Source organism: Variovorax sp. GW821-FHT10D07, from assembly GCF_059415325.1.
The window spans coordinates 26,040-40,514 of record NZ_JBWKMZ010000006.1 but is presented as its reverse complement, the minus strand read 5'-3'; the positions used below and the strand labels follow the sequence as shown (position 1 = coordinate 40,514).

The following is a 14,475-nucleotide window of genomic DNA, read 5'->3' as shown; positions in this document are numbered from 1 at the left end:
TGATCGCAGCCACGGGCTGCAACGCTAAAGTCGTACTTGTTAGCGCTAACAGTTAGCGCTAATAATCTCGCCAACAGCAGCGCGACGGCTTCGGCCGGACGCCTCGAATCCCACGGCAGGGCCTGCCGTCATCGGAGACAGACACACATGAAGCAACGCCTTTTCACCGGCCGCCGCGCGGCCCTCGCCGCGATCGCCATCGTTCCGGCCCTGCAGCTGCTCGCCGCGGGCAGCGCCCAGGCGCAGGCCGCCGGCAAGCAGGTCGTGACCTTCGCCGCATCGAGCTTCGCCGAGCCCGGGCGCGGCGAGAAGATGCGCGCCTGGATCGGCAAGTTCAACCAGAGCCAGGACAAGGTCGAGATCCAGCCCGTCACGATCCCGTTCTCGTCCTTCGCGAGCACCGTCTTCACGCAGATGGGCGGCAATGCCGGCCCCGACCTCGTGCGCTTCGACCTGCCCGAGTTCTACGCCGCGGTCGATGCCAAGCGCCTCGTGCCCATCGACGACGTGATCGCCGACGGCGCCTTCCCGCTCACCGGCCCCGACAAGTACATGAAGATCGGCGGCAAGCGCTACGGCGTGGTGTTCGAGGTCAGCAACTACGCGATGGTTTACAACAAGGCGCTGCTCAAGGGCACGCCGCCCGCGAACTTCGACGAGTTCCTGGCCGCCGCCAAGGCCTCGACCGCCGCCGGCAACTACGGCTATGCCTACCGCGCCACCATGGCCGAGCGCGGCGGCTTCTGGTACGACCTGTGCAACTACGTCTACGGTTTCGGCGGCCGCTGGTCCGACGAGCAGGGCAACCCGACCATCAACAGCGCCAAGGTGATCGAGGGCGTGGCGGCCTACAAGAAGGTCTACGACGCCGGCGCGATCCCCAAGGGTGCCGATGCCGCCACCTACCGGCGCATGTTCGCCGAGGGCAAGATCGCGATGCAGGTCGACAACGGCGGCGTGGCCGCCAACCTCGCGACCCAGGCCAAGGGCTTCGAGTTCGGTGCCGCGCCCTCGCCGTTTCCCACCAAGGCGCAGGGCATGATCCTGGCGCCGATCAGCATCAACGCCAACAGCAAGAACAAGGCCGCGGCCGGTGCCTTCCTGCAATGGATGCTGACGCCCGAGGCGCAGCGCGAGCTGCAGCTGATCCACGGCGCCTCGAGCGTCGCGATCGCCGTGCCGCGCTCGGCCGAGGAGGTCGCCAAGTGGCCCTGGATCTCGGTCTACGACCAGCAGACCGCCAACAGCGTGCCCGCGCTGCCGCAGGGCCTCGAGGTCAAGGCGCCCGAGATCCAGCAGATCGTGATCGAGCAGGTCATCAAGGTGCTGCAGGGTGGCGTCGATCCCGCCAAGGCGATGAACGACGCGCAGCAGACCGTGCTGAGCCGCGTGCTCAAGCGCTGAACCCGCGCCACATCCCGTGACGATGAACGCCACGCTGTCCTCCGCCGCCGCGGTGGCCCGCCGCGAGGGTGCGCGCCGCCGCGCGCGCCTCGACGGCCATCCGCTCGCGCCCTATGCGCTGGTGCTGCCGGCCACGCTCTACCTGCTCGTGTTCCAGGGCTATCCGCTGTTGCGCGAACTGGTGCTGAGCTTCACCTCGACCTCGCTGCTCGCGGCCTCGCAGGGCGAATGGGTCGGGCTGCAGAACTACGCCGACCTCTGGAACGATCCCGACTTCCACCGCGTGATCTTCACCACGCTGCTCTACACCGTGGCCTGCGTGGCCTCGGCGATCGGGCTGGGCCTGGCCTCGGCGCTGCTGCTCGACGCGCCGTTCCGCGGCCGCGGCATCGCGCGCGCCGCCGTCACCATCCCGTGGGCCGCGCCGCCGGTCGCGGTGGCGCTGATCTTCATCTGGATCTACAACGCCCAGTACGGCGTGTTCGGCCACACGCTGCGCTTCTTCGGCATTGCCGCAGGCAGCGAGAACTGGCTCGACAGCATGCAGCACGCCATGCCCGCGGTGCTGATCACCACCATCTGGCAGATCTTTCCGTTCGCCTCGGTGGTGCTGCTGGCGGCGCTGCAGGGCGTGCCTTCCGAGTTGCGCGAGGCGGCCGTGATGGACGGCGCCGACCGGCTCAACGTGTTCAAGGCCGTGGTGTGGCCCACCATCCGGCCCTCGGTCGCGCTGCTGGCGTTGTTCTCCACCATCTGGTCGCTGCGCCGCTTCGACCTGATCTGGCTGCTCACGCAGGGCGGGCCGGTGGGCGCCACCAACACGCTGGTGATCGACCTCTACCGGCGCGCCTTCGTCAACCACCACCTGGGCCAGGCCGCGGCCGTCGGCATGGTGGGCGTGGCGATCGCGCTGGCCGTGACGCTGGTGTACTTCCGCTACACCGCGCGCGCCGAACGCGAAGGAGCGCGCTGATGCACGCCGCCATGAGCCGACAGGCGCTGCGCATGCTCGCGGTGCTGGTGCTGCTGGGCGCAGCGGCCTTCCCCATCTACTGGATGCTGGTGACCTCGCTGACGCCGACCGAGGCGCTGTTCGCCGACCGGCCGCAGCTGCTGCCGTCGCTGGGGCAACTGCCGGTGTATGCGAGCGTGTTCGCCATCAAGCCGGTGGCGAGCTGGCTCTTCAACAGCGCCTGCGTCGCGATCGGCACCACGGTGCTGAGCATCGCGCTGGCGGTGTTCCCGGCCTATGCGCTGTCGCGCTTCCGCTTCGGCGGCAAGGGCGCGATCGGCTTCGGCCTGTTCGCCACCCAGATGCTGCCCGAGGCGATGCTGGTGGTGCCGCTGTATGCGATCTTCGCGCAGATGCAGCTGCTCAACACCCTGAGCGGCCTGATCCTCGCGAACACCGCCTTCACCGTGCCGGTGATCACCTGGATCCTCAAGGGTGCCATCGACGGCGTGCCGATCGAGGTCGAGGAGGCAGCGCGGGTGGACGGCTGCTCGCGCATCGGCATCGTGCTGGGCGTGGTGGTGCCGCTGATCGCGCCCACGCTGGCCGCGGCCGCCGTGATCTCCTTCTTCCATGGCTGGAACGAGTACGTGTTCGCGCAGACGCTGATCACCGAGGAGCGGCTGCACACGGCCTCCGTCGGCCTGGCCGGCTTCATCGGCGAGCTCAGCACGCCGCTCGATGCCGTGATGGCGGTGGGCGTGATGTACACGCTGCCGGCCGTCATCTTCTATCTGATCGTGCAGCGCCACGTCGTCTCCGGCATGACCGCCGGCAGCGTCAAGGGCTGACCCCGAACCATCGAACCGAACACACAGCCATGGCTTCCATCAAGCTCCAGGACATCACCAAGAACTTCGCCGACAAGCATGTCGTCAAGGGCGTGTCGATCGACGTGCCCGACGGCGAATTCCTCGTGCTGCTCGGCCCCTCCGGTTGCGGCAAGTCGACCCTGCTGCGCATGCTGGCCGGGCTCGAGAGCATCAGCGGCGGCGAGATCCACATCAACGAGCGCCGCGTCGACGAACTGCCGCCGACCGAACGCGACATCGCCTTCGTGTTCCAGTCCTATGCGCTCTATCCGCACATGACGGTGCGGCGCAACATCGCCTTTCCGCTGATCATGCGGCAGCACCGCTGGTGGTTCCACATCCCGCTGCTCGGCGGCATGGCCAAGCGGCGCATCGAGCGCTCGCCGGCCGTCTCGCAGCTGGTGGAGCGCACCGCGCGCACGCTGGCGCTGACCGATTGGCTCGACAAGTACCCGCGCACGCTCTCGGGCGGCCAGCGCCAGCGCGTGGCGCTCGGCCGCGCGATGGTGCGCGAGCCGCAGGTGTTCCTGATGGACGAGCCGCTGTCGAACCTCGACGCCAAGCTGCGCACCACCATGCGCGCCGAGATCTCGAAGCTGCACCAGCGCGTGGGCGGCACCTTCGTCTACGTCACGCACGACCAGGTCGAGGCGATGACCATGGGCACGCGCATCGCGCTGCTCAAGGACGGCGTGGTGCAGCAGTTCGGCAGCCCGCGCGAGATCTACGAGGCGCCCGCCAACCTCTACGTGGCGCGCTTCATCGGCACGCCGCCGATGAACCTGCTGCAGGCCACGGTGAACGCCGACGGCAGCGCGCTCGCGCTCGGCGGCGAGGCCTCGATGCCGCTGCCCGCGCACCTGCGCGGTCTGGCCGCGCCCGGCGCCGCGGTGGTGCTCGGCCTGCGGCCGAACGCGCTGACGGTGGCGCGCGGCGGCCAGGGCCTGGCCGGGCGCATCGCGCTGGTCGAGCATGTCGGCGCCGAGTCGCTGGTGGCGGTCGCGCTCACCGACGCCCGCACGCTGCACGACGAGGAAGGCGCCGCGAACGCCGACCTGATGGTCACGGTGCCGGGCTACACCGACCTCGCGAACGGCGACCCGGTCGCGGTCGGCTTCGATGCCACGCAGGCCGTGCTGTTCGACGCCGCCACCGGCCGCAACCTCGCCGCCGCGCCGCGCACGCACTGAATTCTTCCCACCCCTCATCGCCAACACACTCCATGAACAAATCCTCCGCCATCCTCGAGGGCTTCCGCGTCCTCGACTGCTCCATCGCCATGGCCGGCCCCTTCGCGGCCCAGCGCCTGGGCGACCTGGGCGCCGACGTCATCAAGGTCGAGCCGGTCGCCGGCGAATGGCAGCGCCACGTCTCGGCCGGCGGCGCGCGCGGCAACCGCATCAACGTCTCCTTCCTCTCGCTCAACCGCAACAAGCGCAGCCTCGCGGTCGACCTCAAGAGCGACGAGGGCCGCGACGCGCTCTACGAACTGGTGCGCGGCTCCGACGTGTTCCTGCAGAACTACCGCCCCGGCGTGGCCGAGCGCCTGGGCGTGGACTACGCCACGCTGTCGAAGATCAACCCGCGGCTGGTCTACGTCTCGATGTCGGGCTACGGCGAAGACGGCCCCTACAAGCTCTGGCCCGGGCAGGACCTGCTGCTGCAGGCGATGAGCGGCGCGATGCTCTCCACCGGCCGCGCCGGCGAGCCGCCGTCGCCAGCGGGCCAGTACCTGGTCGACGCCATCACGGCCTCGACCGCCTTCGAGGCCGTGATCGCCGCGCTGCTGCACCGCGAGCGCACCGGCGAGGGCCAACTGGTGCAGGTCAACATGCTCGATGCGATCGTCGCGCTGCAGATGCAGGAGCTTTCGGTGTTCAGCGTGGCCGGCAAGCCGCAGGAGCGCACGGCCGAGCCCCATGCCCACGTCTACATCCGCGCGCCCTATGGCGTGTTCGCCACGCAGGACGGCTTCCTCGCGCTGGCCTTCCCGAAGATGGCGGCGCTGGCGCAGGCCATCGGCGCGCCGGTGCTGGCCGACTTCGACGACGAGCGCGACACCTTCGCGCGGCGCGACGAGATCTTCTCGATCACGCGCGAGAAGCTGCGCCACCGCAGCACTGCCGAGTGGCTCGCTGTGTTCCGCGCGGCCGACATCTGGGCCGGCCCGGTGTACGGCTATGCCGACGTCATGAACGATCCGCAGATCGTCCACAACGGCACCTTCGTCGAGTACGAGCATCCGACCGAGGGCAAGGTGAAGACGCCGGGCTTCCCGATCAAGTTCACGCGCACGCCCTCGAGCGTGCGCCGTGGCGCGCCGCTGGCGGGCCAGCACACGCGCGAGATCCTCGGTGAGCTGGGCTGGAGCACAGAGCGCATCGACGGCCTGCTCGCGGCCAAGGTGATCGGGGAAGAGACGCTGTGAGCGGCGCGCCGATCAAGGGCCTGACCTGGGACCATCCGCGCGGCTACGTCGCGCTCGAGCGCGCGGCCGAGCGCGCGCGCGCCGAGGGCCTCGACCTGCACTGGGAACGCCAGCCGCTCGAGGGCTTCGAGTCGCATCCGATCGAGGACCTGGCCGAGCGCTACGACCTGATCGTGCTCGACCATCCGCACATCGGCGACGCCGTGGCGGGCGACTGCCTGCAGCCGCTGGAATCGCTGTTCGCCGCCGATGACCTCGCGCGCTGGCGCGCGCAGAGCATCGGCCGCTCGTTCGACAGCTACCGCTATGCCGGCGCGCACTGGGCGCTGCCGCTCGATGCCGCCACCCAGGTGGCGGTGGCGCGCACCGATCGGCTCGAGGGCGCGCTGCCGCGCAGCTGGGCCGAGGTGCTCGCGCTGGCCGCGCGCCAGCCGGTGTGCCTGTCGCTGGCCGGCCCGCATGCCGCGCTCTCGCTGTTCAGCATGGCGGCCGCGCATGGCGACGCGCCCACGGGCAGCGAGCCCGGCCGCCTGTTCACGGGGCAGGGTGCCAGCACGGCCTGGGAGCTGCTGTCGGAACTGCATGCGCTGGCCTTTCGCGGCTGGGCCGGGCTCAACCCGATCGGCATCCTCGATGCGATGTCGCGCGATGCGCAGGCCGTGTACTGCCCGCTGGTCTACGGCTACGTCAACTACGCGGTGGCCGGCGCCGGCACGCGGCCGCTGCACTTCGCCGACGTGCCCGCGGGTTCGCACGGCCTCGGCTCCACGCTCGGCGGCACCGGCCTCGCGGTGAGCCGGCGCGCGACCGTCAGCGATGCGCTGCGCGCCCACCTCGTCGCGCTGATGAGCCCGGCGATGCAGGAGGACTTCATTCCTTTCGCCGACGGCCAGCCGAGCGCGCGCAGCGCGTGGAGCAACGCGCGCGTCAATACCGCGTGGAACGGCTTCTTCGCGCAGACTGAGGCCACGCTCGAGGCCGCGATCGTGCGGCCGCGCCATCCGGGCTACATCCCGTTCCAGACCGCGGCCTCGGCGCTGGTGCGCGAGATGCTCGCCGACCGGCTCGCGGCCAGGGCCGCGCTCGAGCGGCTGCAGTCCCTCTACCAGGCTCACCGGCCCGCGGGCAGCGAAGTCTGAGCCCGTCTTCCCTTCTTCAGTCCACATCCGCCATGAACCACATCCTCTTCGAGGTCCGCGACCAGGTCGCGACCCTGATCCTCAACCGTCCCGAGAAGCTCAACGCCGTCACGCCCGAGATGGCCGATGCGCTGGTCGCCCACGTGAAGGACTGCAACGCGCGCGCCGACGTGCGCGCCGTCGTCATCACGGGCGCCGGCGAGAAGGCCTTCTGCGCCGGCAGCGACATCGCCGAGCTCGACGGCTACGACACGCCCTGGACCTTCCGCAACCGGCCCGACTACTGCGACGCGATCCGCGCGCTGCGCAAGCCCGTGGTCTGCGCCATCAACGGCTATGCGCTCGGCGGCGGCCTCGAGACCGCCATGTCGTGCGACATCCGCATCGCGGCCGAGCACGCGCGCTTCGGCGCGCCCGAGGTCAAGCTCGGCTGGATCGGCGGCGGCGGCATGTCGTACATGCTCGCGCACAGCATCGGCGCCTCGAACACCGCGCTGATGCTGATGGGCGGCGATCCCGTCAGCGCGCAGCAGGCGCTGCAGTGGGGCCTGGTGAGCGAGCTGGTGCCGGCCACCGAGCTGCTGGCGCGCGCGCAGGCCATTGCCGCCACCATCGCGAGCCGCCCGCCGATCGCGGTCGAGACCGCCAAGGCCAACCTGCGCGCCGCCTATGCGATGCCGCTGGAGACCGCGATCCAGTACGAACGCGACCTGCAGACCGTGTGCTTCGCGACCGAGGACGCGAAGGAAGGCCGCGCGGCCTTCAAGGCACGCCGGCCCGCCGTGTTCGAGGGGCGCTGAGATGCAGGCGATTCCCGACATGGTCGATGCCGCGGCCACGCTGCCCATCGATGCGGAGAAAGCGCTGCTCGTGGGCCGCGCCTGGCTTCCGGGCGGGAACGGCGAGCTGGGCGGCCCGACGCTGGTGACGGTGCGCGAAGGCCAGCTGGTCGACATCGGCACGCTCGCGCCCACGGTCTCGGCGCTGCTGGAGCGCGAGGATGCGGCCGCCGCCGTGCGCGATGCCGAAGGCGTGCCGCTCGGCACGCTGGCCGACTGGCTCGCAAGCACCGCCGCGCACGGCCCCGATCCCGCGCAGCGCCACCTGCTCGCGCCCAACGACCTGCAGGTGGTGAAGGCGGCCGGCGTGACCTTCGCGGCCAGCATGGTCGAGCGCGTGATCGAGGAGCAGGCGCGCGGTGACGCAAGCCGCGCCGAGGCGGTGCGCCACCAGGTGGTGGCCGTGGTCGGCGACGACCTCTCGGGCATCGTGCCGGGCTCGCCGGAGGCGATGCAGCTCAAGCAGGTGCTGCTCGCGCAGGGCCTGTGGTCGCAGTACCTCGAGGTCGGCATCGGGCCCGACGCCGAGGTCTTCACCAAGGCCGCGCCGCTGGCCTCGGTGGGCACGGGCGTGCAGGTGGGCCTGCATCCGGGCTCGACCTGGAACAACCCGGAGCCCGAGGTCGTGCTGGCCATCGACAGCCGCGGCCGGACCGTTGGCGCCGCGCTCGGCAACGACGTCAACCTGCGCGACTTCGAGGGCCGCAGCGCGCTGCTGCTGGGCAAGGCCAAGGACAACAACGCCTCGTGCGCCATCGGCCCGTTCATCCGCCTGTTCGATGCCCACTACGGCATCGACGACCTGCGCGCCACCGTGGTCGAACTGCGCGTGGAAGGCGAGGACGGCTTCGTGCTCGAGGGCTCGAGCTCGATGGCGCGGATCAGCCGCGATCCGCTCGAGCTGGTGCGCCACGCCATGGGCGCGCACCACCAGTACCCCGACGGCATCCTGCTGTTCTGCGGCACCATGTTCGCGCCGATCCAGGACCGCGACGCGCCGGGCGCCGGCTTCACCCACCACGAGGGCGACCGCGTGGCGATCCGCGCCGAGCGGCTGGGCACGCTGTTCAACCGCGTCGGGCGCAGCGATCGCATTCCGCCGTGGACCTTCGGCATCGGCGCGCTGATGCGCAACCTCGCCGCGCGCGGGCGGCTTTGAGCGCGACGGTGGCCGGGCGCGCTTGGCGGCAGAATCCGGGCCACCCATGACAGAACCCGAAAAAAGACAGGGCCGCCGCCGCTTCGGCACCAACTCCGTCACCATGGCCGACGTGGCCCAGGTGGCGGGCGTGTCGGCACAGACCGTGTCGCGCGTGCTGCGCGACCCCGAGGGCTGCACGCCGCAGACGCGCGAGCGCGTGGAGGCGGCGATCCGCAGCACCCGCTACGTGCAGAACCTCGCGGCCAGCCACCTGGCCTCGAACCGCAGCATGACGGTGGCCGCCGTGATCCCGCAGATCGCGGCCTCGGTGTTCGCCGAGACGCTGCAGGGCCTGTCGAACGTGCTGCTGCAGGCCGGCTACCAGGTGATCATCGGCCACACCGACTACAGCCACGAGCGCGAGGAGGCCGTGGTGCGCAGCCTGCTGGGCCGCCGCCCCGACGCCTTCTTCCTCGTCGGCACGCGCCACACCGACGCGGTGCGCGAGATGCTCGCGCGCGCCGCCATTCCCGTGGTCGAGAGCTGGGCCTGGACGCGCAAGCCCATCGACCAGCTCGTGGGCTTCTCGAACCAGGAAGCGCTGGCCGCGGCCGTGGCCTATGCGCAGCGCCGCGGCTACCGCCATCCCACCTTCGTGGGCGCCGCGCGCCCCGGCGACGACCGCGCGCGCGAGCGCCTGGACGGCTACACCACCGGCATGGCGCGCCACTATCCCGGTCAGGCGCCGCGCAGCCTGGTGGTGGAGAACCTTCCCTACACCATGGGCAGCGGCAGCACCCTGCTCGAGGCCGCGCGCGCACGCTTCCCCGACAGCGATCTGCTGCTGTTCTCGAGCGACCTGCTGGCCTCGGGCGCGCTGCTGGCCTGCCAGCGGCTGGGCATCGCGGTGCCGAAGCAGCTCGCGATCATGGGCTTCGGCGACTACGAGATCGCGCGCGAGCTCAACCCCGGCCTCACGACCATCGCGGTGCCGACCGTGCGCATGGGCGAGGAGGCCGCGCGCATGCTGGTGCAACGGCTGCGCAGCGAGACGCCGGCGGCGCGCAAGCGCGATTTGGGTTTCGAGCTGATCGAGCGCGGGAGCGCCTGAGCGGTCCGGCGCCCCGCGGGGCGCCATGAGAAAAGGGGCCGACCGTCGCCGGTCCGCCCCTTTTCTTCGTGAGCCGCGGCGCGAGCCGCGGTGCGCGATCAGCCCAGCAGGCCGTGCAGGATGTTGGCGACCGGGGTCACCACGTTGCCCACCGTGTGCTCGACCTGGCTGGTGATCGGGGTCACCACGTCGCTGACCACCGAGCCCACCGCGTGATCGACGTTCTCGACCACGTTGGACACGGTCGCGACCACCGGGGCCGCCGCCGCGGTCGCGCCGGCCAGGATGTCGGTCACCGGGGCCAGGGCACCGGAGCCGGCGCTGGTCAGCGTATCGACCACCGGAGCGAGGGTGTCGCTCAGGCCGCTGGCGATCTCGGTCACCGGCTGCAGGATGTTGGCCACCGGGCCGTCGCCGCCCAGCGCGCCGAGCAGGCTGCCGACGAGGCCGTCGTTGCCGAGCAGGCCACCCACCAGGCCACCGACCAGACCGTCGCTGCCCAGCAGGTTGCCCACCAGGCCATCGTTGCCGAGCAGACCGCCGACCAGGCCGTCGTCGCCGAGGACGCCGCCGAGCAGGCCGCCTTCGCCACCGCCGAGCACACCACCCAGCAGGCCGCCGTCGCCCAGCACACCACCGAGCAGACCGCCATCACCGCCGAGCACACCGCCCAGCAGGCCGTCGTCACCGAGGATGCCGCCGAGCAGACCGCCGTCGCCACCGAGCACGCCGCCCAGCAGGCCGTCGTCACCGAGGATGCCGCCGAGCAGACCGCCGTCACCGCCGAGCACGCCGCCCAGGAGGCCGTCGTCACCCAGGATGCCGCCGAGCAGGCCGCCTTCGCCGCCGAGCACGCCGCCCAGAAGGCCACCGTCGCCCAGGACGCCACCGAGCAGGCCGCCGTCGCCACCCAGCACGCCGCCCAGCAGGCCGTCGTCGCCGAGGATGCTGCCGAGCAGGCCGCCGTCACCGCCGAGCAGACCGCCCAGCAGGCCGTCGTCACCGAGGATGCCGCCGAGCAGACCGCCTTCGCCACCCAGCAGACCGCCGAGCAGGCCACCATCGGCCGGCGCATCGGCCGCGACCATCAGGCTGGCCGAGGCGCTGGCATCGGCACCACCGCCGAGCAGGCCGCCCAGCAGACCGCCGAGAAGGCCGTCATCGCCGAGGATGCCGCCGAGCAGGCCACCGTCGCCACCGAGCACGCCGCCGAGCAGACCATCGTCACCCAGGATGCCACCGAGCAGGCCATCGTCGCCGAGGACGCCACCCAGGAGGCCACCGTCGCCACCGAGCAGGCCGCCCAGCAGACCGTCGTCGCCCAGGACACCACCCAGCAGACCGCCGTCGCCACCAAGCAAGCCACCCAGCAGACCGTCATCACCCAGGATGCCGCCGAGCAGGCCACCGTCGCCGCCGAGCAAACCGCCCAGCAGACCGTCGTCACCCAGGATGCCACCCAGCAGGCCACCGTCACCGCCGAGCAAGCCGCCCAGCAGGCCGTCATCACCCAGGATGCCGCCGAGCAGGCCGCCGTCGCCGCCGAGCAAGCCGCCCAGCAGACCGTCATCGCCGAGGACGCCACCCAGCAGGCCGCCGTCACCGCCGAGCAGGCCGCCCAGCAGACCGTCGTCGCCCAGGATGCCGCCGAGCAGGCCGCCGTCACCGCCGAGCAAACCGCCCAGCAGACCGTCGTCACCCAGCACGCCACCCAGCAGACCACCGTCGCCACCGAGCAGACCGCCCAGCAGGCCGTCGTCACCCAGCACGCCACCCAGCAGCCCATCGCCGCCGATCAGATTCGCCACGCCATCGGTCAGGAAGTCGACCTGCGTGCCCACCGCGCCCAGCAGTGCGTCGGTGGTGCCGGCGCCCAGCAGCTGGTCGGTCAGCGGGCTCAGCAGGCCGCCGACACCGTCGGTGACCTGGCCCACGAGGTCGTCCACCGGATCCAGCACGTTCGGGTCGTTCGGCGTGAAGGTGTCGCCGAGCACCGGGCCCAGCAGGCCGCTCACGGTGTCGGTCAGGCTGTCGGTCAGGCCGACCACCGGGGCGAGCACGTCGCCCAGGCCGAGCTCGCCGAGCAGGCCGTCATTGAGGCCGTCGACCAGGCCACCGACGATGCTGTCGGTCGGGTCGAGCAGTTGGGCACCGGTGCCGCCGCCGCCACCGCCGATGCCGCCGAGCACGCCGCCCAGCAGACCGTCTTCACCGAGCAGGCCGCCCACGAGGCCGTCGCTGCCCAGCAGGCCGCCGACCAGACCGTCGTCGCCGAGCAGGCTCGGCACCAGGCCGTCTTCACCCAGCACGCCGCCGAGGATGCCGCCTTCGCCGAGCAGGCCACCCAGCAGGCCGTCGTCGCCGAGCAGGCCACCGACCAGGCCGTCATCGCCGAGCAGACCGCCCAGCAGGCCATCGCCGCCGATCAGGCCACCGAGCAGACCGTCGTCGGCCAGCACGCCGCCGAGCAGGCCGTCGTCACCGAGCAGGCCACCGAGCAAACCGTCATCGGCCAGCAGGCCGCCGAGCAGGCCGTCATCGCCCAGCAGGCCGCCGAGCGGGCCACCGGCGCCGAGGATGCCGTCTTCGCCGAGCACGCCACCGAGCAGGCCGTCGTCGCCGAGCAGACCGCCCAACAGGCCGTCGTCACCCAGCAGGCCGCCGAGCAATCCGTCTTCACCGCCGAGCAGGCCACCGAGCGGGCCGTCGGCCAGCAGGCTGCCGACCACGCCATCCGGTCCCAGCAGGCTGCCGACCAGACCGTCGGGTCCGAGCAGGCCGCCGCTCAGGCCATCGCTGCCGAGCAGGTTGCCCAGCAGGCCGTCGTCGCCGAGCAGGCTGCCCACGATGCCGTCTTCGCCGAGCAGGCCGCCGAGGGCACCGTCGTCGCCCAGCAGGCCACCGAGCAGGCCGCCTTCGCCGAGTGCCGGGCCCAGCAGGCCGCCGAGCAATCCGTCTTCGCCGCCCAGGCCGCCGAGCAGGCCGCCGTCACCCAGCAGGGTGTCGAGCAGGCTGCCGACCGCGGTGCCTTCGCCGATCAGGCCACCGAGCAGGCCGTCGTCGCCGAGCAGGCCGCCCACGAGGCCGTCTTCGCCCAGCAGGCCACCGAGCAGGCTGTGCTCGCCGAGCAGGCCGTCGAGCACCTGGCCGACCACGCCGTCGTCGCCCAGCAGGCCGTCGACGAGGCCGTCGATGCCCAGGCCGGTGGTCACGCCGCCCAGCAGGCCGTCGCTGCCCAGCACGTTCTCGAGGATGTTGTTCAGCGCATCGGTCAGGTAGTCGACCTGGCCATTGAGCGTGTCGATGATCGCGCCGGTGGTGCCGCCGCCCAGCAGGCCGTCGACCACGGGGGACAGCACGCCGCCGAGGTTGGTGGTGACATGGTCGACCACGTTGTCCACGGGATCGAACTCGTTGGGATCGTTGGGCGTGAAGTCGCTGCCGGCGATCGGCGCGAGCACGTCGTCGATCACGTCGGTGACGCTGTCGACGATGGGCTTCACGGTCTGGAGCGCGCCGCCCAGGCCCAGGGTGTTGTCCACCGCATCGATCACGTGGCCGACGGTGCCGTCGCCCGGATCCAGCAGGTGGTCGGCATCCGCATCGGCGTCGGCGTCCGCATCGGCGTCAGCGTCGGCATCCGCGTCAGCGTCCGCATCTGCGTCGGCATCCGCATCGGCGTCTGCATCCGCGTCGGCATCGGCGTCCGCATCGGCGTCCGCATCGGCATCCGCGTCTGCGTCGGCATCACCGTCCGCATCGGCGTCGGCATCCGCGTCCGCATCGGCATCCGCATCGGAATCGCCGACACCGGGAATGAAGAAGGGAACGCTCGAATCGCTGCCGCCGCCGCCCAGGGCCGCGGCCAGCGCGATGCCGCCCAGCGCGCCGAGCGCGAACTCGCCGACGCCGAGGCCACCGCCGGTGGCGAGCTTCTTGGTAACCGCCAGCGCCGCCGCATCGGCGTCGGCATCGGGCGGAGTGACCGCGAGGTCGCCCGAGGCCACGTCGACGTTCACCTGCTCGAGGCCGCCCGGCAGCTTGGTCGACGTCACGGTGGCATCGGTGCCGCCCGCGAAGACGCCGGCCAGCGGCGCCTTGTTGGTGGCCGAGCCGGGGAACAGCACGTTGGCCTGGCCGCCATCGGGAACGATCACGCGGTCGCCGGCGATCAGCGACTGGTTGCCGTCCACCGGGATGCTCACGCCGTCGCGCACGATGGTCGTGCCGGGCGTCGCATTCGATAGCGATCCGATGCTGGCGGGCGCGGCGGCCGCGGGTGCCGAGGAGGGCACTGCCGCGGCCGCGCCCATCGGGGCGATCGGCGAGGCGGTGGCTTGAGCGAGGACCACGGGCGCCCCACCGTTTGCGGTGGTGGCCGGGGTCGTCGGAGTCGATGATTCTGTTGTAGTCATGGCGGCCTCTGTGACAAAGATATGGCCTACAGGGGCAACATGCGTGCCGCCTTCGCGCTACCGCCATGGCAGGCCTTTGTTACGGCACCGTGATCGACTTATCTCGTTGATTCAAAAGGCTTTTCACAATTGGGGTAACACGCGGCGGGAACATGCGTAACACCGCTTTTCGCC

At 71.4% G+C, this 14,475-nt stretch carries 10 protein-coding genes; 9 read left to right on the top strand and 1 reads right to left on the bottom strand.

All coding sequences use genetic code 11. The features are described 5' to 3' along the window. Nucleotides 1-147: 147 nt before the first annotated feature. From AC07PU_RS18980 to AC07PU_RS18940, 9 genes are read left to right on the top strand one after another with little or no spacing between them, the layout of a single operon-like run. A complete protein-coding gene (locus tag AC07PU_RS18980; protein ID WP_495319481.1) occupies nt 148-1,404 on the top strand; it encodes an ABC transporter substrate-binding protein in 1,257 nt (418 codons plus the stop codon). A 22-nt stretch (nt 1,405-1,426) separates the two neighbouring features. Beyond that, nucleotides 1,427-2,377, top strand: coding sequence for a carbohydrate ABC transporter permease (locus AC07PU_RS18975; protein WP_495319983.1), 951 nt, complete (start codon nt 1,427-1,429; stop codon nt 2,375-2,377). Further along, complete coding sequence (locus AC07PU_RS18970; protein WP_256222662.1) at nt 2,377-3,207, top strand: carbohydrate ABC transporter permease; 831 nt, start codon at nt 2,377-2,379, stop codon at nt 3,205-3,207. Before AC07PU_RS18975 ends, AC07PU_RS18970 begins: the two co-directional genes overlap by 1 nt. A gap of 29 nt (nt 3,208-3,236) precedes the next feature. Continuing rightward, the gene (locus tag AC07PU_RS18965; RefSeq protein WP_495319480.1) at nt 3,237-4,418 is read left to right on the top strand and encodes an ABC transporter ATP-binding protein; all 1,182 of its coding nucleotides are present in this window, start codon (nt 3,237-3,239) and stop codon (nt 4,416-4,418) included. Nucleotides 4,419-4,450: 32 nt separating this feature from the next. Then, entirely contained in the window at nt 4,451-5,656 is a 1,206-nt protein-coding gene (locus tag AC07PU_RS18960; RefSeq protein ID WP_296783361.1) for a CaiB/BaiF CoA transferase family protein, read from the top strand. Continuing rightward, the gene (locus tag AC07PU_RS18955) at nt 5,653-6,795 is read left to right on the top strand and encodes an extracellular solute-binding protein (protein WP_495319478.1); all 1,143 of its coding nucleotides are present in this window, start codon (nt 5,653-5,655) and stop codon (nt 6,793-6,795) included. The genes AC07PU_RS18960 and AC07PU_RS18955 overlap by 4 nt, the downstream gene beginning before the upstream one ends. 32 nt (nt 6,796-6,827) lie before the next feature. Beyond that, nucleotides 6,828-7,595 carry an enoyl-CoA hydratase/isomerase family protein gene (locus AC07PU_RS18950; protein WP_093345702.1) on the top strand — a complete coding sequence of 256 codons (768 nt, stop codon included), beginning with the start codon at nt 6,828-6,830 and terminating at the stop codon, nt 7,593-7,595. A gap of 1 nt (nt 7,596) precedes the next feature. Further along, nucleotides 7,597-8,793, top strand: coding sequence for a fumarylacetoacetate hydrolase family protein (locus AC07PU_RS18945; RefSeq protein WP_495319476.1), 1,197 nt, complete (start codon nt 7,597-7,599; stop codon nt 8,791-8,793). A gap of 46 nt (nt 8,794-8,839) precedes the next feature. Continuing rightward, on the top strand, nt 8,840-9,886 hold the full coding sequence (locus AC07PU_RS18940) for a LacI family DNA-binding transcriptional regulator (RefSeq protein ID WP_093345707.1): 1,047 nt from the start codon (nt 8,840-8,842) through the stop codon (nt 9,884-9,886). A gap of 98 nt (nt 9,887-9,984) precedes the next feature. Here AC07PU_RS18940 and AC07PU_RS18935 read toward each other — a convergent pair whose 3' ends face one another. Next, nucleotides 9,985-14,301: a hypothetical protein gene (locus tag AC07PU_RS18935; RefSeq protein WP_495319474.1), complete on the bottom strand. Its 4,317-nt coding sequence runs from the start codon at nt 14,299-14,301 to the stop codon at nt 9,985-9,987. Nucleotides 14,302-14,475 lie beyond the last annotated feature (174 nt).

Excerpts from the sequence above, each read along its gene's own strand:
- AC07PU_RS18940 (WP_093345707.1), top strand. The coding sequence starts at position 8,840 with ATGACAGAACCCGAAAAAAGACAGGGCCGCCGCCGCTTCGGCACCAAC.
- AC07PU_RS18965 (WP_495319480.1), top strand. The coding sequence starts at position 3,237 with ATGGCTTCCATCAAGCTCCAGGACATCACCAAGAACTTCGCCGACAAG.
- AC07PU_RS18960 (WP_296783361.1), top strand. The coding sequence starts at position 4,451 with ATGAACAAATCCTCCGCCATCCTCGAGGGCTTCCGCGTCCTCGACTGC.
- AC07PU_RS18975 (WP_495319983.1), top strand. The coding sequence starts at position 1,427 with ATGAACGCCACGCTGTCCTCCGCCGCCGCGGTGGCCCGCCGCGAGGGT.
- AC07PU_RS18935 (WP_495319474.1), bottom strand. The coding sequence starts at position 14,301 with ATGACTACAACAGAATCATCGACTCCGACGACCCCGGCCACCACCGCA.
- AC07PU_RS18980 (WP_495319481.1), top strand. The coding sequence starts at position 148 with ATGAAGCAACGCCTTTTCACCGGCCGCCGCGCGGCCCTCGCCGCGATC.
- AC07PU_RS18945 (WP_495319476.1), top strand. The coding sequence starts at position 7,597 with ATGCAGGCGATTCCCGACATGGTCGATGCCGCGGCCACGCTGCCCATC.
- AC07PU_RS18950 (WP_093345702.1), top strand. The coding sequence starts at position 6,828 with ATGAACCACATCCTCTTCGAGGTCCGCGACCAGGTCGCGACCCTGATC.
- AC07PU_RS18970 (WP_256222662.1), top strand. The coding sequence starts at position 2,377 with ATGCACGCCGCCATGAGCCGACAGGCGCTGCGCATGCTCGCGGTGCTG.